Source organism: Streptomyces zinciresistens K42 (assembly GCF_000225525.1).
Taxonomy (GTDB): domain Bacteria; phylum Actinomycetota; class Actinomycetes; order Streptomycetales; family Streptomycetaceae; genus Streptomyces; species Streptomyces zinciresistens.
This window is the reverse complement of sequence record NZ_AGBF01000157.1, coordinates 1-16,176: the sequence shown is the minus strand read 5'-3', so window position 1 is coordinate 16,176 and position 16,176 is coordinate 1. Positions and strand designations below refer to the sequence as shown.

Genomic DNA, 16,176 nt, shown 5'->3' with positions numbered 1-16,176 from the left:
CTCGTCTCGGCCAACGGCCGCTCGGACGAGGCGGGTCCGGCGGCGGCGGACACGACACCGGAGCGCCCCCCGTCGTCCGCGGGCGCCCCCGCGGCGCAGGCGCCCGCTCCGCCGCCGCCCCCGTCCCCGACCGCGCGGGCCCCCGAGCCGGGGGCACCCACGGCTTCCCCCTCGTCGCCCTCCTCCCCCGCCGCGCCCGCGGCACCCTCGTCGCCTTCCCTGCCTGCCGGATTCCGGACGTACACCTCGCCCGAGGGGTTCTCGCTGGCCCTGCCGCAGGGCTGGGAACCGGTGCGCACCCGGCGCGCCCCGGACGCCGCCTACCGCGTCTTCTTCGGCGCGGACGACGATCCCCGCAGCCTCGCCCTCACCTACAGCGAGCGCCTCGACCGCGATCCGGTGGCCGTCTGGCGCGACGACGTGCAGCCCGGCCTGGCGCGGGTGAGCGGGTTCGAGCGGATCGGCGACATCGGGGCGACCACGTACCAGGGGTACCGGGCCGCGGACATGGAGTGGCTGTCCGCCGGGGACGGCGTACGGCTGCGGACCTTCGGCCGCGGCTTCCTCGTCGGGGGCGGCCGCGGCTACTCCCTGCGCTGGACGGCCCCGGCGGACGACTGGGACGACGCCGCGAACCGCCGGGCGCTGGACGTCCTCCTGCGGACGCTGCGGGTGCCGCGGAGCTGACCGCGGCCAGTGCGGTGACCGGGAGGGTTCACCGGCAAACCCTCCCGGCCACAGCCCTAGGCGCGAGGGGCGCGCATCGAGCGCAGGCGCAGGCCGTGCAGCGGCTCGGTGCGCCAACGGGCCGTGAACGTACGGGTCGTCAGCGAGCAGGTCACCTCCGCGTGGTGGGGCGTCTCCAGGAAGGCGATGTCCACCACGAGGGTGTCGGCGTCGCTCCAGCCGCCGCTGACCGCGGTGGGCACGGGACCCTCGGTGACGGTCCAGCCGGGGCCGCCGAGCCGGGCGCGCAGCGGTTCGCCCTCCTCGGTGAGCGTCAGCTCCCAGCCGTCCGCACGCTTCGCGAGAGCGAGGGCGCCGACCTTCGGCAGTGCCGCGCAGGAACCGCCGGCGGGGGTGAAGGAGCCGGTCCACTCCTCGCCGCGGCCGGGCGGGGCCGGATCGCCCGGTGCCGGGGGCAGCGTCAGGCCCGCGAGCCGCCGGGCCAGTGCCGCGTCGGCCCCGCCGGCGCCGGCCGGCGGCGCGGAGCCGAACGCGGGCAGCAGGTGCTCCCAGACCAGCTCCAGCAGGGCCTGCATCTCCCAGGTGTCGGCGGTCGTCGCGATCACGGCGTCGTGCTCGGGCAGGACGACGCAGAACTGGCCGAACGCGCCGTCGCCGCGGTAACCGTGGCGGGACATCCAGAAGGTGAATCCGTACCCGCGCTGCCAGTCCGGCCCCGGCATGCTCGCGGCGCCGGAGATCTGGGGGCGGGTGGCCTCCTCGACCCACCACCGCGGCAGCAGCCGCTCGCCCTCCCAGATTCCGCCGGACAGATGGAGCTGGCCGAGCCGGGCCATCGCGTCGGTGGTGGCGTGCAGTCCGCTGAAACCGAGCTCCCGACCGCCGCGGTCGCGCTGCCAGGCGAACTCCCCGATGCCGAGGGGGTCCAGCAGGCGCGGCCGGAGATAGTCCGTCAGCGACTGCCCGCTGACACGCTGCACGAGCGCGGACAGCGTGAAGGTGGCGGCCTGGTTGTACGCGAAGACGGTCCCGGGGTCGTGCGGCGGGGGCACCAGCAGGAAGCCGCGTACGAGGTCGTCGCGGTCCCGGGCGAGCGCGGCGGGGAAGGCGTCGGTGTCGTGGCCGGTGGCCATGGAGGCCGCGTGCCGCACGAGGATCGCGCGGCTGCGCGGATCGGTGACGTCGGCGTCGAGTTCGGGGAAGTAGGAGAGCACGGGGTCGTCGAGCCGTATCAGCCCCTCGCCGGCCGCGATCCCGGCGGCGGCCGCGGTGAAGTTCTTGCTGATCGAGTAGAGCAGCTGCGGCCGCGGCGGGGTGTACGGCGCCCACCATCCGCAGGCGACGAGGCGGCCGTGGCGCAGGATCATCAGGCTGTGCGGGTCGATGTCGGGGGCGGCGTCGACCGCGTCGAGGAACGCGAGGACGGCGCGGGCGTCGACGCCCTGGTCGGCGGGGGTGCTCGTGGGCAGGCTGCGGGCGGACATGGGGACATCCTCCCCCGCGGCGCCCCGCGCGTGACATGCCCGGCCGTCCGCCACCACCCGTTGGTGATCGCCACGGAGCCGAAGCCCGAGCTGCTGGCGGCCTTCGACCGGCACGGGGGCGAGGGCAAGCCCCGGGTGGGGCAGTTGCCGGTGTGCCACGACGCCGACCGGGACGCTGCCGTCAGGCGCGCCCATGAGCAGTTCCGCTGGTTCGGCGGCGGCTGGAAGGTCAACTCCGAGCTGCCGCACCCGGACGCGTTCGAGGCGGCGACGCGGTTCGTCACCGAGGACGACGTGGCCGCGTCGATCCCGTGCGGCGACGACCCCGACGCGTTCGTCGAGGCCGTCCGCCCGTACGCGGAGGCCGATTTCACCGAGGTCGCCCTCGTCCAGATCGGCGGCGCGCGGCAGCCCGCCTCTCTCGAACGGGCCCGGACGGCACTGCTGCCCGCGCTGCGGGACGCCTTCGGCTGACGGCGGGCGGCGGGCGCCCCCGGCCCGCGGCCGCCCGCCGTCCGGCACTCACTCCGTGTAGCGGCGGCGGGTCCACAGCGGCAGCAGGAACCAGCACACGACGTACCAGACGACGATGCCCGCGACGATCCAGGGCACGTAGTCGTCATGGGTGGCGACCCGCAGGATCAGCAGCAGCGAGGACGCCATGGTCACCAGGAGCAGGATCAGCCCGACGAGGGTCAGCCGGGACGCCCACTCCACCGCCTGCGGCTTGATGCGCCGCCCCGACACCAGCCGGTGCAGGGAGACGGGGCCGATCAGGGCGCCGGTCGCCGCCGCGCCCACGATCACGGTCACGATGTAGATCGTGCGGTCCGTGGCCGTCAGGTCGTCGTACTTCGAGGTGAACACGACGGTGAGCAGGAACCCGAAGAGGATCTGCACGCCCATCTGGGCCACGCGGACCTCCTGGAGGAGCTCGACCCACATCCGGTCGGCCCGCTCCTCCGGGGTCTCGTCGCGGCCTCTTCGCCCGGCCCGCCCGTCGTCCATGTCCGTCACCACGTCCTCCCGAGTTCGGTGAGAGGTCGGTCCTCCCACCCCCGCGTACCCCAGAACGTGTGTTCTGTGCGTGCCGTGGGTGAAGGACGGGGGGACGGTCCGCCGGGCGCCTACCAGCGGCTTTCGACCTGGTCCTTGATCCGCCGGTCGTACAGGTCCCGTACGGCGGCGAGGGCGGCACCGGACAGCTCGGGCAGTTCGGCGGCGGCGGCGTTCGCGCGGGCCTGCTCCGGCGAACGGGCGCCCGGGATCACGGACGTGACGCCCGGCTGCCCGATGATCCAGCGCAGCGCGAGCTGGGCGGGGGTGAAGCCCTCCGGGGCCAGGGCGGCGAACTCGGCCGCCGCCTCGACGCCGGAGGCGAAGTCGACCCCGGAGAACGTCTCGCCCTGGTCGAACGCCTCGCCGTGCCGGTTGTACGTGCGGTGGTCGTCGGCGGCGAAGACGGTGTCCTTGGTGTACCTGCCCGACAGCAGCCCGGAGGCCAGCGGCACCCGGGCGATGATGCCGACGCCGGCCGCGCGGGCCGCGGGCACCACCTCCAGCAGGGGCTTCATGCGGAACGGGTTGAGGATGATCTGCACGCTGGTGACGCCCGGCCGGGCGATGGCGGTCAGCGCCTCCGCGCAGGTCTCCACGCTGACGCCGTAGCGCGCGATGCGCTCCTCCTGGACGAGGGTGTCCAGGGCGTCGAAGACCTCGTCGGTGGAGTAGACGGGCGTCGGCGGGCAGTGCAGCTGGACCAGGTCGATGCGGTCCACGCCGAGATTGCGCCGCGAACGGTCGTTCCAGGTACGGAAGTTGTCGAGGACGTAGTTCTCGGGGAGCTGCTCGGCGCGGCGGCCCATCTTGGTCGCCACGAGGACGTCCAGGTCGGGCCGGGCCCGCAGGAAGGCGGCGATGGTCTGCTCGCTGCGCCCGTCGCCGTAGACGTCGGCGGTGTCGAAGAAGGTCACTCCCGACTCGGCCGCCGCCTCCAGCACGGCAAGGGCTTCCCTGTCGTCGACGTCCCCCCAGTCGGCGCCCAGCTGCCATGTGCCGAGGCCGATGACCGATGCGCGCTGACCCGACCTGCCGAATTCTCGCTCGTCCATGGCGTCAGTGTGTCACCCGTGATCGGCTCGCGCGGAGCGGGCCCCGGCCCGGCCCGCGTCCGCGCAAGCGGTTGCCGCGCCGGGCGGTCAGGGGCGCGAGGCCCTGGCCTGCAAGGTGCGCGCCACCATCGGCCCGAGCCGGCGCTTGAGCCTGCGCAGCGTGTCGAGCCGGCCCACGGCCCGGTCGAGGCGGTGGTACAGCCGGGGCGGGACGTGGGGCAGCAGGGGCGAGTGGCGCTGGCCCAGCAGCGCGAACATCTGCTCCGGGGGGAGGTGGATGTAGCGGGGCAGGTCCTCGTACCAGCGGGCGCTGTGCCGGGCCGCGCTCTGCACGGACAGCAGGGCCTGCTTGCGCTCGTGCTCGTAGCGCGCGAGGGCCCGCGGGAGGGCGGGCTCCTCGTGCAGGGCCGCCGCGAGCGCGATGGCGTCCTCCAGGGCGAGGGTGGTGCCGGCGCCGACGGAGTAGTGGGTGGTGTGGGCCGCGTCGCCGAGGAGGACGAGGTTGCCGCGGTGCCAGGTGCGGTTGGTGAGGGTGCGGAAGGTGAGCCACTGGGCGCCCGCCCCGGCGGACGGGCGGCCGACGAGCCGGTGGCCGTCCAGGACGTCGGCGAAGATCTTCTCCAGCAGGGCCTGCCCGTCCTCCTCGCCTGCCGTGTCGAGTCCGAGGCCCCGCCAGGTCTCGGGGGCGCATTCGACGACGCAGGTGCCCGCGCCGGGTGCGAATCCGTAGCCGTAGAACCAGATCCAGCCGTGGTCGGTCTCGGCGAAGGCGAAGGTGAAGGCGTCGAAGGAGGCGTCCGTGCCGAGCCAGAGGTAGCGGTTGCGGCCGGGCACGATCCGGGTGCCGAAGTGGGCCGCGTGGCGGTCGCGCAGGGCGCTGTGGACGCCGTCGCCCGCCACGACCAGGTCGGCGTCGGGCAGGCCGCCGGGGGTGATCTCGTGCGCGAACTCCAGGCGCACGCCCAGCGATCGGGCCCGGTCGGCCAGGATCTCCAGCAGGCGGTGGCGGCCGATGCCGCGCCCCTCGTCGCCGGGCTGACGTGCCGTCAGCTCGCCGACACGGGCGATCCCTTCGCTCCAGCCGACCGAGTTCGCCTCGATGGCGCGGGCCGTCTCGGGGTCGTGCGCGCGCAGCCGGTCGAGGAACCCGCGCCAGTAGGTGACGCCCCAGCCGTACGTGGAGCCCTCCGGGTTGCGCTCGTGGACGGTGACGTCGTGGGACGGGTCCCGCAGCTTGAGCAGGATCGAGAGATACAGACCGGCGGGTCCGCCGCCGACGCAGGCGACCTTCACACGCACCCCTAGAAACTCGACATAGCGACCATTTCACCCATTTCGGTTCCGCAGGGTAGCAGGGCAGGCGTGCGATGCAGCGGCACCGCGAACCGCGCCGCTCCCGCCGGACGGGGCGGGACGACCGGGGCAGCACACGCCAGGGCCGCCGCGCCGAGGTTTCGCGCGGCGGCCCGCACGTTCGTCAGGGCCCGACGGGCTCGGCGGGGGGTCGGGCTCGGCGGGGGGTGCGCCGCGGGTCAGGCGTCGGTGGTGCGGCACTCCGGGTGGCCCCAGCCCTGGGGGTTCTTGGCGATGGACTCGCCCGCCGCGTAGCCGCGGCCGCACTGGCACCGGCCGGGGAACTTCGCCTTGAGGGTGCGCGTGGAGCCGCCACCGCCCGCGCGGGCGGTGGCGGGCTTGCGGCGCGGGGTCCTCGACGCCGGGGCGTCCGGGGAGGGGGGCGGCTCGGGCGAGCCGAGTTCGCTGCCCGCCTCGGCCTGCTCGGTGGCCGCCTGGCTCGCCGCGCGGTCGGCGAAGTCGTTCAGCTTGTCGCCGTCGACCTGGTGGGCGGGAACGTAGCGGAAGTCGACCGTGCGGCCGGTCAGCAGGCCGTCGATGCGCACGACCAGGTCCTGGTTGGCGACGGGCTTGCCGGCGGACGTCTTCCAGCCGTTGCGCTTCCAGCCGGGGAGCCAGGTGGTGACCGCCTTCATCGCGTACTGGGAGTCCATCCGGATCTCCAGCGGCACGTCGGGGTCGGTGGCGGCGAGCAGGCGCTCCAGCGCGGTGAGTTCCGCGACGTTGTTGGTGGCCCGGCCGAGCGGGCCGGCCTCCCACCGGGCGGGGAGCTCCGACGCGTCGGAGACGACCCAGGCCCAGCCGGCCGGCCCCGGGTTCCCCTTGGAAGCCCCGTCGCACGCGGCCACTACACGTTCACGCATGTGCCCGATCATGCCATGCGGCGCGGGACCGGCGGACCGCGCTCCGACCGGTGCCGCGGCGGGCGGTGCCCGCCCGCCGGGGAGCGGCGTCCGGTGCGCGCTCCCGGCGTACCCGGCACTACACGTCGGTGGTGCTCGGCATGTCCCCCTCGGTCGTGGTGACGTCGATCACGGAGAAGTTCGCGCCCTGGGGGTCGCTGACGGCGGCGAAGCGGCCGAAGGGGGTGGTCATCGGCCCGAAGCGCAGCACCGCGCCCCGCTTCACGGCGCGGGCCACCGCCTCGTCGCAGTCGGGGACGGTGAAGTACACGTTGATGTAGGAGGGGACCTCGGGCGGGAAGTCCTCCGTCATCCGCATCCGGCCGAGGACCATGCCGCCGCCGGCCGAGAAGGTCCGGAAGTCGACGCCGTCGTCGTCCATCTGCTGCGCGCTGTAGCCGAAGACGGCCGGGAAGAAGGCGTCGGACTTCTGCGGCTCGCGGGTGTAGAGCTCGGCCCAGCAGTACGCGCCCGGCTGGTCCACGGGTGCCTCGAAGCCCTCGTGGGTGCCGGGCTGCCACACCCCGAAGACCGCCCCGCCGGGGTCGCGGGCCAGGCACATGCTGCCGAACTCGCCGACCTGCATGGGTTCCATCAGGACCTCGCCGCCGTGCTCGCGGATCCGGGCGGCGGTGGCGGCGATGTCGGAGGAGGCGAGGTAGAGGCACCACTGCGAGTGGCCCTCCTGGCCCGGCATCGGCGGAACGACCGCGGCGGCGGCCTTTCCGCCGGCGTAGGCCTGGGTGTAGTTGCCGAACTCGCTCGACGGCTCCGCGAAGGTCCAGCCGAGGACGTCGGCGTAGAAGGTCTTGGCGCCCTCCAGGTCGCTGAACATCGCGTCGGCCCAGATGGGGGTTCCTGCTGCTGTCACGGCCATGGCTGCGGCCCTCTTCCGGATCGGTGGCTCTGGTCCCGGTCTCTCACGCTAGTCACCGGCCGCACGGGGCGCGCGGCGAAGGCACGGTGCCGTTCCCGGGCCGCGGGGCGGGTGCACCGGCCGGCAGGAGGGCGACCCGCTCCGGGGAGCACCCGAGCCGCGGCGGCAGGACGGGGCGCCGGCCCGGTCGCGCACCTGTTCGCGGCGCCGGAGTGATCGTCGCGGCGTCGCGCGCCCCCGTGCGCCCGCCCGTCGGTGCGAGCGCGACCGGCGCGAGGACACGTGTCAGTGCGCCGTGCGCCTCGGGAGGGGGTTTGCACCACCCGGCTCACAAAACCGCCCCCTTCACGCCGTACCGGCCCCGCCACACGCGCTGTTTGGCTTGTGCCTGCGGCTCGTGCGGCACATCCGTGTCTCCGGGGCCGCTGTCATCACGCCCAGGGGCTGCCGTCGCCATCGGCTGCTCGCTCATCGGCTCACTTCGGCAACACCCTCCAGGGAGGGATTCGTGTCCGCACCCGAGACCGCCGGGACCGCCACCGAGGAACCCGCCATCGACGGACCGCTCACCAGTCTCGGCACGCATGCCGCGCGCCAACTCGCCACGACCACCAAGTCCGAACCGCAGATGCAGGCCATCTCCTCGCGGTGGCTGCTGCGGATGCTGCCGTGGGTGGACGTCAAGGGCGGAACCTACCGGGTCAACCGGCGCCTCCAGCTGAGAGTCGGGCGCGGCCGGGTGCAGTTCGAGCAGAACGGCGCCGACGACATCAGGGTCATCCCGCAGACGCTCACCGAACTGCCCGCGCTGCGCGGCTACGGCGAACTCGACGTCCTCAAGGAGATCGCGTCCCGGTTCCGGGTGCGGGACGTGCGGGCCGGCCAGGTGCTCGTGCGGGCCGGGCAGCCCGTCACCGAGGCGTATCTCGTCGTGCACGGCCGCTTCACGCGCTTCACCGGGGGCAAGTACGGCGAGGAGGAGATCCTCGGCGTCGTCACCGACGGCGACCAGCTGGGCGACGAGGCGATCGGCCAGGCGGACCCGCTGTGGCTGAGCTCGGTGCGCGCCGAGACCGCCGCCGTGGTGCTGGCGCTGCCGTGGTCGGTGGTGCGCGAGGTGACCGACCGGGCGCCCTCGCTCGCCGCGCACCTGGAGGCGTTCGGCGCCCGGCAGAGCCTGCCCGTGAACCGCAAGGGCGAGGCCCACGTCCCCGTGCAGGCGGGGCACGTCGGCGAACCGACCATCGACGGCGGCTTCGTCGACTACGACCTCTCCCCGCGCGAGTACGGGCTGTCGCTCACCCAGACCGTGCTGCGGGTGCACACGAGGGTCGCGGACCTGTTCAACGACCCCATGAACCAGACCGAGCAGCAACTCCGGCTGACCGTGGAGGAGATCCGCGAGCGCCAGGAGTGGGAGATGGTCAACAACCGGGAGTTCGGACTGCTGCACAACGCCGACCACGGCCAGCGCGTCAGCACCTTCTCGGGGCCGCCCACCCCCGACGACATGGACGACCTGCTGGCGATGCGGCGCAGGACCAAGCTGTTCCTCGCCCATCCGAAGGCCATCTCGGCGTTCTTCCGGCAGTGCAACCGGCGCGGCCTCGTCCCCGGCACGGCGACCGTGCAGGGGCATGAGATCCCGGCCTGGCGGGGTGTGCCGATCTTCCCCTGCAACAAGATCCCGATCAGCGCGCAGCACACGTCGAGCATCATCGCGCTGCGCACGGGCGAGGGCGACCAGGGGGCCGTGGGCCTGTACCAGACGGGCATCCCCGAGGAGTTCCAGCCCGGTCTGAACGTGCGGTTCATGGGCATCGACGCCAACTCGATCATCCGCTACCTCGTCACGGCCTACTACTCGCTGGCGATCCTGGTCCCGGACGCCGTGGGCATCCTGGAGAACGCGCAGATCGGCCGGACTCCTGAGTAGCCGCGTGGAGATCCCGACGAGCACGCCCCCGTCCCTGCCGGCGCTGCCGGGCCCACCGCCCCCGCCGTCCCTGCCGGGCCCCCCGCAGACGCCGTCCCCGCCGTCATCGCCGTCCCCGCCGTCATCGCCCACGCCGTCGTCCCTGCCGGGGCCGCCGAACCTCGCCCGCAGCGTCCGGGCCCGGCGCGGCGGCGCGATCCCGGGGCTGCGCCACCGCGAGGTCGCGCCGGCCGACCCCGGGAAGGCCGCCGAGATCGACCGCCGGCTGGAGGAGTGGGCCCGCCGCCTCGCTCTCTTCCCGCCGGCCTGGTCGGGGGACTTCTCCCGGTTCCAGTTCGGCCGGGCCGTGGTCCTCCAGCATCCCGGCGCGGCCGACCTGGAGCGCCTGACCGCGGCCGGGAAGCTGCTGCTCGCGGAGAACATCGTCGACAGCTGCTACTGCGAGGAGGACGAGGGGCGCGGCGCCTCCCGCAGCGGCCTGGGCGGGCGTCTGATCCTGGCGCAGTCCGCGCTGGACCCGTACCACGGCCCGCCGGAGTTCCAGGAGCAGTGGGCGCAGGGCATGCGGGCGGACGGGCCGCTGCGCTCGTACCACGAGGCGCTCGGGGACTACGCCGCCGTCGCCACCCCCAGCCAGGCCGACCGGCTGGTGCACGACCTGGCCCGGCTGCATCTGGGCTATCTCGCCGAGGCGGCCTGGAGCGAGACCCGCCACGTGCCCCAGGTCTGGGAGTACCTGGTGATGCGGCAGTTCAACAACTTCCGTCCCTGTCTGTCGATCGTCGACGCCGTGGACGGCTACGAACTGCCCGAGGCGCTGTACGCCCGCCCCGAGATCCAGCGCGTCACGGCCCTCGCCTGCAACGCCACCACGATCGTCAACGACCTGTACTCCTTCACCAAGGAGCTGGCCTCCGACCCCGACCATCTGAACCTGCCGCAGGTCATCGCCCGCAACCAGCGCTGCGGGCTGAAGGCCGCCTATCTGCGGGCCGTCGAGATCCACAACCGGATCATGGCCGACTTCGAGGAGGAGTCGGCGCTGCTCGCCGCGGCCTCGCCCCTGGCCGAGCGGTACGCCCGGGGCCTGTCGGACTGGGTGGCCGGGAACCACGAGTGGCACGCCTCCAACAGCCACCGCTACCACCTGCCCGACTACTGGTGAACCACCATCGCACGGCAGTTCGTCACCACCCGCACCAGCAACAGCACGAGGAGTCACCGTTGACCATCGCCCCCGAAGCCCGCGCCACCACCCCGGCGGTATCGGTGCCGACGCAGTCCACGTACCAGAACCGCGTCGCGGACTACTGGAACGCCGAGGAGAACCCGGTCAACCTCGAACTCGGCAAGCTCGACGACCTGTACCACCACCACTACGGCATCGGCCAGGCCGACCGCTCGGTGCTCGACGAGTCCGACCCGGCCGTCCGCGGGGAGCGGCTCACGGCCGAACTGCACCGGCTGGAGCACGCGCAGGCCGAACTCCTCGCCGAGCGGCTCGGCCCCCTCACCCCCGACGACCGCGTGTTCGACGCCGGGTGCGGGCGCGGCGGCGGCAGCGTGGTGGCCCATCTGCGGCACGGCTGCCACACCGACGGGGTCACCATCTCCCAGAAGCAGGCCGACTTCGCCAACGCGCAGGCCCGCAAGCGGGGCATCGACGGCAAGGTGCGCTACCACCACCGCAACATGCTGGACACGGGCCTGCCCACGGGGGCGTACGCGGCGTCCTGGAACAACGAGTCGACCATGTACGTCGAGCTGGACCTGCTGTTCGCCGAGCACTCCCGGCTGCTGCGCCGCGGCGGGCGCTACGTCGTCATCACGGGCTGCTACAACGACGCCTACGGGCGGGCCTCGCGTGAGGTGTCCCTGATCAACGCGCACTACATCTGCGACATCCACCCGCGCTCGGAGTACTTCCGCGCCATGGCCCGCAACCGGCTGGTGCCGGTGCACGTGGAGGACCTCACCGAGGCGGCCGTCCCCTACTGGGACCTGCGCCGGGAGGCGGACCACCTGGTGACGGGCATCGAGGACACGTTCCTGTCCGCGTACCGCAACGGCAGCTTCCAGTATCTGATGATCGTGGCCGACCGGGTCTGACGGGCAGTCATGAGGGCGTCGGCCGCGCGGGAGTTGCGCGGCCGGCGCACCTCTTCCCCCGCCCGCCCGGCTGCGCCTGCCCGGGACCGGATCCGCGGGCACGCGCGGCGCGGGCTCCGGTCGCGGCCCCGGGTTCACTCGCCGGCGTGGGCCTTCTCCAGGGCGGCGATGTCGAACTTGCCCATCGCCATGAACGCCTTGGTCACCCGGGCCGCCGCGGCGGGGTCCGGGTCGGTGACCATCGCCTGGAGCCGGGCCGGCACGACCTGCCAGGACACCCCGAACCGGTCCTTGAGCCAGCCGCACGGCCCCGGCTCACCGCCCTGCTCCGTGAGCCTGGCCCAGTAGTGGTCGATCTCCTCCTGGTTCTCGCAGAAGACCATGAAGGAGGTCGCCTCGGTGAACTTGAACTCGGGTCCGCCGTTCAGCCCCAGGAACCGCTGGCCGTTCAGGGTGAACTCGACCGTCATCACGCCGCCCGCGGGCTGCATCGCCCCCTCGGGATAGCGGGCCACGGCGCCGATGCCGGAGTCCTCGAAGACGGAGACGTAGAAGTGCGCGGCCTCCTCGGCCTGTCCGTCGAACCAGAGACACGTGGTGAAACCCCCGGCTGCCATGAGTACCTCCTGCGGTGTGGATCGGTTGTCTCCTGTGTCGACCGATCCTCGCCGCGAAACTCATCGGCCGCCGCGCCGCGCGTACTCCGGACGGCCGTACGGCCTCTGCCGTGAGCCGATCTGCCCAGGGCAGAGAAACCCGCTCCGGGCGCCGTCCGCCGCCGACAGTGGAGGGGACCGCACCACCCGACGACGTACGGAGACCCGATGACCCCCCTGTCCCTGCGCGCACCCCGTGCCGAGGAGGGCGACGGCGCGCCGACCCGCTTCGACGACCATCTCGCCGCCCAACTGCTCGGCCAGCGGATCGTGTTCCTCGGCACCGAGGTGACCGAGACCTCCGCGAACCGGGTCTGCGCCCAGTTGCTCCTGCTGTCGGCGGAGGACCCGCGCACCGACATCGGGCTGTACATCAACAGTCCGGGCGGATCGGTGCACGCGGGCCTGGCGATCTACGACACGATGCGGCTGATCCCGAACGACGTCGCCACCCTCGCCATGGGCTTCGCGGCCAGCATGGGCCAGTTCCTGCTCAGCGTGGGCACGGCGGGCAAGCGGTACGCGCTGCCGAACGCGCGGATCATGATGCACCAGCCGTCCGCGGGGATCGGCGGCACCACCGCGGACATCGAGATCCAGGCGGAGAACCTGGCGTTCACGAAGACCACCATCGAGCGCATCACCGCGCAGCACACCGGCCAGAGCCCGGAGACCGTCTCCCGGGACGGCGACCGCGACCGCTGGTTCACGGCCGAGGAGGCCAGGGAGTACGGCATGGTGGACCGGGTCGTGGAGTCCCTCACGGACGTCCGCCCGGCCGCCTCGCGGCGACGGACGGGGCTCTGACATGGGCAACTACACGGTTCCGTACGTCATCGAGCGGACCGCGCACGGCGAGCGCTCCTCCGACGTCTTCAGCCGGCTGCTCGCGGAGCGGATCGTCTTCCTCGGCACCGAGATCGACGACGGCGTCGCCAACACCGTCATCGCGCAGCTCCTGCACCTGGAGTCCTCCGCGCCGGAGAACGAGATCGCGATCTACCTCAACTCCCCCGGCGGCTCGTTCACCTCGCTCATGGCGATCTACGACACCATGACCTATGTGCAGGCGCCGATCTCCACGTTCTGCGTGGGGCAGGCGGCCTCCACGGCGGCCGTCCTGCTGGCCGGCGGGGACCCGGGGCGCCGGTTCGTGCTGGAGCACGCCCGGGTGCTGCTCGGTCAGCCCGCCGCGGGCGGCAGCCGGGGCACGGTCTCCGACCTGGCCCTCCAGGCGCGGGAGATGGTCCGCATCCGCGCGCAGGTCGAGGAGGTGCTGGCCCGGCACACCGGGCACGACGTCGCCACGCTGCGCGCCGACATGGACCGCGACAAGGTGTTCACCGCGCGGGAGGCGGTGGCCTACGGGCTGGCGGACGAGGTGGTGAGCCGGCGCCTCGCGCGGGTCTGAGGCGCCGGACCGCGTCTCACGCCGCCAGGCACAGCCCGCCGTGCGGGGTGCCGTTCCCGGCGCGGCCGGTGTGCGGCCGGTGCCGTCCGGCGCGGCGGACGAGGTCGCCCTGGGCGCGCCGCAGCAGGTCGCCGAGACCGAGGCCCAGGGCGTGGGCGGCGGCCGCGAGGACCTCCGAGGAGGCTTCCTTGCGGCCGCGCTCCACCTCCGAGAGATAGGGCATGGAGATCCGGGCGGCGTCGGCCACGTCCTTCAACGTGCGTTCCTGGGCGAGGCGTTCGCGGCGCAGGACGTCTCCGACGAGGTCGCGCCACAGGGGCTCCCTCGGTTCCGGGGCCCGGCCCGGGGGCGGGGAGGCACGCGGTGTGCCGGGCGCCTGCGGCCGGGGGGCCGGGGCCGGGCGGCCTGCCGGGGCGGACCGGGCGGCCGGCGGGCGCAGGGCGATGACGCGCGCTTCGTTCGGCGCTTGTTCGCTCACCGTTCCAGCCTAGGAGCGCGGGGCGGGAAGGGCCGCGCGTTGCGCTCTGGGGGGAATCGGCCGCCGGCCCCGCACGGGCGTCGGGCGTCAGGCGTCAGGCGTCAGGCGTCAGGCGTCAGGCGTCAGGCGTCAGGCGTCAGGCGTCAGGCGTCAGCGAGCATGAGCACCGCGCGGACCCGCTTGCCTACGGGGACGCGTTCCACGGCGACGTGCCGGGCCAGGGCGTGCACGATCTCCAGACCGTGCCGGCCGATCCGCTCCGGGTCCCGGGGGAAGCGGCGGGGCAGGGCGGAGCTGCTGTCGTACACGCTGACCGTGACCGCGTCGTCGGTGCCCTCCAGGTCCAGTATGTACGGGCCGTTGCTGTGCCGGTCGGCGTTGGTGACCAGCTCGCTGACGACGAGGAGGACCTTGTCCTCGACGGCCTGGGCGATCGTGGCGCACCACTCGGTCCTGAGCCGCTCCAGGAACAGCGCGGCGAAGGACCGCGCCTCGGCGATGCATCCCTGCTCACCGCTGTAGTGCGCCGCCCGCCGTAGCGGTTCCACGGGCACGTCGAAACCAGTCGGAATCACTGCCCCGTCCACGTACTCGATCATGCGTTGCTCTCTCGGAAGCCGACCCTGCCGGACGCTGCTGCACCAGCCCTCTTACCCAGAGGCGCGCGGTGCAGTCCCCCCGCAGGTCGCGTCGTACGTCACAGCCGCGGCGGCGGGGAGGCGGCGTCGCGGGAGGCGCCGTGCCCCGGTTCCGCGCGGTCCGCGCGCGGACGCGGACGGCCCACCCGGCGGGCGCGCTCCGGGGGTGCTGCTTAGCGTGGGCAGGGTGAGCGCAGCGTCCCCCGCCCGTCCGGCCGTGGCCGCCCATGGCTGGGTGCGGGCCCTCCTCGTCGTGCTGGCCGGGGTGATCGCGATGGCCGTGGTCGCCGGGCTGGGGCTGTGGGCGGCCGGGGCGGCGGACCTGCCCGCCGGCGCGTTCCCCCGGGTCGTCGCGGCCACCCTGGTGACCGCGGTGGGCGGCACCGTGGAGCTGTCGGGGAACGCGGGCGGGCTGGCCGGGTCCGACGCCGCACTGGACGTCGTCCCGCTGTCGGTGACGCTGACCGGTGCCCTGGTCGTGGCCGCCGGATTCCTTCGGCCGCTGCGCCACCGGGCGGTCGCGGGCGCCGCCGAACTGGCCGGCTGGGCCGTCCGGATCGCCGTGCTGTGGGTGGCCGCCCTGCTGGCGCTGGCGTTCAGCGCGCGGCAGACGTTCACCCTGTCGCTGGGCGACCTCGGGCAGGACGCGCTCGGCGACCTCGGTGACCTGTTCGGCGTCTCGCCGCAGGTCGGGTTCACCACGGACGTCGCGGCCACGGTGTTCTCCGGTCTGCTGTGGCTGGCGGGTGTGCTGGTGCTCGCGCTGCTGGTGGCGCGCGGGGCCCCGCTGCCGGGCCGGCTGCTGCGGTTCCAGGAGTCGGTGCGCCCCGCCGCGTACGCGATGGTGGCGCTGCTGCTCGCCTGCGTCGTCCTGGGCGTGGTCGTCGGCCTCGTCGTGGCCGCGACGCGCGGGCACGCCTCCGAGACCTTCGCGGTGATCCTGCTCGGGCTGCCGAACCTGGTGTGGCTCGCCCTGACGATCGGACTCGGCGCGACCTGGAACGGGCGGGTGGAGGGACCGTTCGGGTTGCCGATGCCGCAGGTCCTCGACGAGGTGCTGCGCGGCCGGGACGTCTCCGCGGTGAACCTCGGCACGCTCGCCGAGCAGGACGGCCGGTGGTGGTGGCTGGTCGTCGCCGACGCCGTCCTGCTGCTGGCGGCGGCCTTCGTGGCGGCCCGCCGGTCACCGGCCCGGGTGCGGCCCTGGCAGCACGCCGTGCGGCTGGCCGTCGCGCTGGCGCTGACGGTGCTGATGATCTGCCTGCTCGGCCGGATCTCCGCCCGCTACGGTGTGTCGGTGCTGGGTATCGGCGATCTCGGCGGCGGCCTCGGGGGCGAACTGTTCCTGCGGCCCGAGGTGGGGAGCGCGCTGGGGCTTGCGCTGCTGTGGGGGCTGGTCACCGGCTTCCTCGGCGCGCTGGCGGCCCGCCGGACGCGCCACCGGGGCGAGGCCCCGCCCCGGCCGCACCCCGGCTGAAGCCGCCCGCGCGGGCACCGGCGCGGCCCGTGCGACGGGGCGTCGGGGGTCACGACC

The 16,176-nt window shown here is 73.8% G+C and carries 15 protein-coding genes and 2 pseudogenes; 8 read left to right on the top strand and 9 right to left on the bottom strand.

Translation table 11 applies throughout. The features are described from left to right. A pseudogene (locus tag SZN_RS41600) lies at window positions 1–687 on the top strand (photosystem II reaction center PsbP family protein); the annotation flags it as partial. 56 nt (window positions 688–743) lie between these two features. On the opposite strand, the gene SZN_RS28420 reads toward SZN_RS41600, so the two are convergent. After that, window positions 744–2,171, bottom strand: coding sequence for a serine hydrolase domain-containing protein (locus SZN_RS28420; protein ID WP_007501760.1), 1,428 nt, complete (start codon window positions 2,169–2,171; stop codon window positions 744–746). On the opposite strand from SZN_RS28420, the pseudogene SZN_RS28415 reads away from it, so the two are divergent. Beyond that, window positions 2,073–2,645: pseudogene (locus SZN_RS28415) on the top strand (LLM class oxidoreductase); the annotation flags it as partial. The gene SZN_RS28420 and the pseudogene SZN_RS28415 sit on opposite strands and share 99 nt — an antisense overlap. Window positions 2,646–2,693: 48 nt before the next feature. On the opposite strand, the gene SZN_RS28410 reads toward SZN_RS28415, so the two are convergent. From SZN_RS28410 to SZN_RS28390, 5 genes are all read right to left on the bottom strand, one after another. Next, a complete protein-coding gene (locus SZN_RS28410) occupies window positions 2,694–3,179 on the bottom strand; it encodes a DUF6328 family protein (RefSeq protein ID WP_086021463.1) in 486 nt (161 codons plus the stop codon). Window positions 3,180–3,298: 119 nt separating this feature from the next. Next, window positions 3,299–4,282, bottom strand: a complete 984-nt coding sequence (locus SZN_RS28405; RefSeq protein WP_007501753.1) for an aldo/keto reductase — start codon at window positions 4,280–4,282, stop codon at window positions 3,299–3,301. Between the two features lie 87 nt (window positions 4,283–4,369). Then, on the bottom strand, window positions 4,370–5,581 hold the full coding sequence (locus SZN_RS28400; protein ID WP_007501751.1) for an FAD-dependent monooxygenase: 1,212 nt from the start codon (window positions 5,579–5,581) through the stop codon (window positions 4,370–4,372). Between the two features lie 233 nt (window positions 5,582–5,814). Then, the gene (locus SZN_RS28395) at window positions 5,815–6,510 is read right to left on the bottom strand and encodes a ribonuclease H family protein (protein WP_043733632.1); all 696 of its coding nucleotides are present in this window, start codon (window positions 6,508–6,510) and stop codon (window positions 5,815–5,817) included. A 106-nt stretch (window positions 6,511–6,616) separates the two neighbouring features. Beyond that, entirely contained in the window at window positions 6,617–7,414 is a 798-nt protein-coding gene (locus SZN_RS28390; protein ID WP_007501747.1) for a VOC family protein, read from the bottom strand. Window positions 7,415–7,922: 508 nt separating this feature from the next. On the opposite strand from SZN_RS28390, the gene SZN_RS28385 reads away from it, so the two are divergent. The 3 genes from SZN_RS28385 (at window position 7,923) to SZN_RS28375 (ending at window position 11,459) form a co-directional block, all read left to right on the top strand. Beyond that, the gene (locus SZN_RS28385; protein WP_007501746.1) at window positions 7,923–9,350 is read left to right on the top strand and encodes a family 2B encapsulin nanocompartment shell protein; all 1,428 of its coding nucleotides are present in this window, start codon (window positions 7,923–7,925) and stop codon (window positions 9,348–9,350) included. Window positions 9,351–9,492: 142 nt separating this feature from the next. Next, the gene (locus SZN_RS28380; protein WP_043733646.1) at window positions 9,493–10,515 is read left to right on the top strand and encodes a family 2 encapsulin nanocompartment cargo protein terpene cyclase; all 1,023 of its coding nucleotides are present in this window, start codon (window positions 9,493–9,495) and stop codon (window positions 10,513–10,515) included. A 59-nt stretch (window positions 10,516–10,574) separates the two neighbouring features. Beyond that, window positions 10,575–11,459 carry a geranyl diphosphate 2-C-methyltransferase gene (locus SZN_RS28375; RefSeq protein WP_007501742.1) on the top strand — a complete coding sequence of 295 codons (885 nt, stop codon included), beginning with the start codon at window positions 10,575–10,577 and terminating at the stop codon, window positions 11,457–11,459. 134 nt (window positions 11,460–11,593) lie between these two features. Here the strand turns inward: SZN_RS28375 and SZN_RS28370 are convergent, their stop codons facing one another. Then, on the bottom strand, window positions 11,594–12,076 hold the full coding sequence (locus tag SZN_RS28370; RefSeq protein ID WP_007501740.1) for a VOC family protein: 483 nt from the start codon (window positions 12,074–12,076) through the stop codon (window positions 11,594–11,596). Between the two features lie 207 nt (window positions 12,077–12,283). On the opposite strand from SZN_RS28370, the gene SZN_RS28365 reads away from it, so the two are divergent. Both SZN_RS28365 and SZN_RS28360 read left to right on the top strand, forming a co-directional pair. Further along, entirely contained in the window at window positions 12,284–12,922 is a 639-nt protein-coding gene (locus tag SZN_RS28365) for an ATP-dependent Clp protease proteolytic subunit (protein ID WP_007501738.1), read from the top strand. 1 nt (window position 12,923) lies between these two features. Next, window positions 12,924–13,526 (top strand): ClpP family protease, encoded by a 603-nt coding sequence (locus SZN_RS28360; protein WP_007501736.1) that lies wholly within the window; start codon window positions 12,924–12,926, stop codon window positions 13,524–13,526. 16 nt (window positions 13,527–13,542) lie between these two features. Here SZN_RS28360 and SZN_RS28355 read toward each other — a convergent pair whose 3' ends face one another. Together SZN_RS28355 and SZN_RS28350 are read right to left on the bottom strand one after the other, a co-directional pair. After that, window positions 13,543–14,004 carry a helix-turn-helix domain-containing protein gene (locus tag SZN_RS28355; protein ID WP_007501734.1) on the bottom strand — a complete coding sequence of 154 codons (462 nt, stop codon included), beginning with the start codon at window positions 14,002–14,004 and terminating at the stop codon, window positions 13,543–13,545. 143 nt (window positions 14,005–14,147) lie between these two features. Then, window positions 14,148–14,603 carry an ATP-binding protein gene (locus SZN_RS28350; RefSeq protein ID WP_007501732.1) on the bottom strand — a complete coding sequence of 152 codons (456 nt, stop codon included), beginning with the start codon at window positions 14,601–14,603 and terminating at the stop codon, window positions 14,148–14,150. 226 nt (window positions 14,604–14,829) lie between these two features. Between SZN_RS28350 and SZN_RS28345 the strand changes: the two genes are divergently transcribed. Then, entirely contained in the window at window positions 14,830–16,119 is a 1,290-nt protein-coding gene (locus tag SZN_RS28345) for a streptophobe family protein (protein ID WP_043733640.1), read from the top strand. The last annotated feature ends 57 nt before the right edge of the window (window positions 16,120–16,176 follow it).

What these genes read in the sequence shown, in the direction of transcription:
- SZN_RS28420 (WP_007501760.1), bottom strand. Translation starts at nt 2,171, where the DNA reads ATGTCCGCCCGCAGCCTGCCCACGAGCACCCCCGCCGACCAGGGCGTC.
- SZN_RS28410 (WP_086021463.1), bottom strand. Translation starts at nt 3,179, where the DNA reads ATGGACGACGGGCGGGCCGGGCGAAGAGGCCGCGACGAGACCCCGGAG.
- SZN_RS28405 (WP_007501753.1), bottom strand. Translation starts at nt 4,282, where the DNA reads ATGGACGAGCGAGAATTCGGCAGGTCGGGTCAGCGCGCATCGGTCATC.
- SZN_RS28395 (WP_043733632.1), bottom strand. Translation starts at nt 6,510, where the DNA reads ATGATCGGGCACATGCGTGAACGTGTAGTGGCCGCGTGCGACGGGGCT.
- SZN_RS28390 (WP_007501747.1), bottom strand. Translation starts at nt 7,414, where the DNA reads ATGGCCGTGACAGCAGCAGGAACCCCCATCTGGGCCGACGCGATGTTC.
- SZN_RS28370 (WP_007501740.1), bottom strand. Translation starts at nt 12,076, where the DNA reads ATGGCAGCCGGGGGTTTCACCACGTGTCTCTGGTTCGACGGACAGGCC.
- SZN_RS28365 (WP_007501738.1), top strand. Translation starts at nt 12,284, where the DNA reads ATGACCCCCCTGTCCCTGCGCGCACCCCGTGCCGAGGAGGGCGACGGC.
- SZN_RS28360 (WP_007501736.1), top strand. Translation starts at nt 12,924, where the DNA reads ATGGGCAACTACACGGTTCCGTACGTCATCGAGCGGACCGCGCACGGC.
- SZN_RS28350 (WP_007501732.1), bottom strand. Translation starts at nt 14,603, where the DNA reads ATGATCGAGTACGTGGACGGGGCAGTGATTCCGACTGGTTTCGACGTG.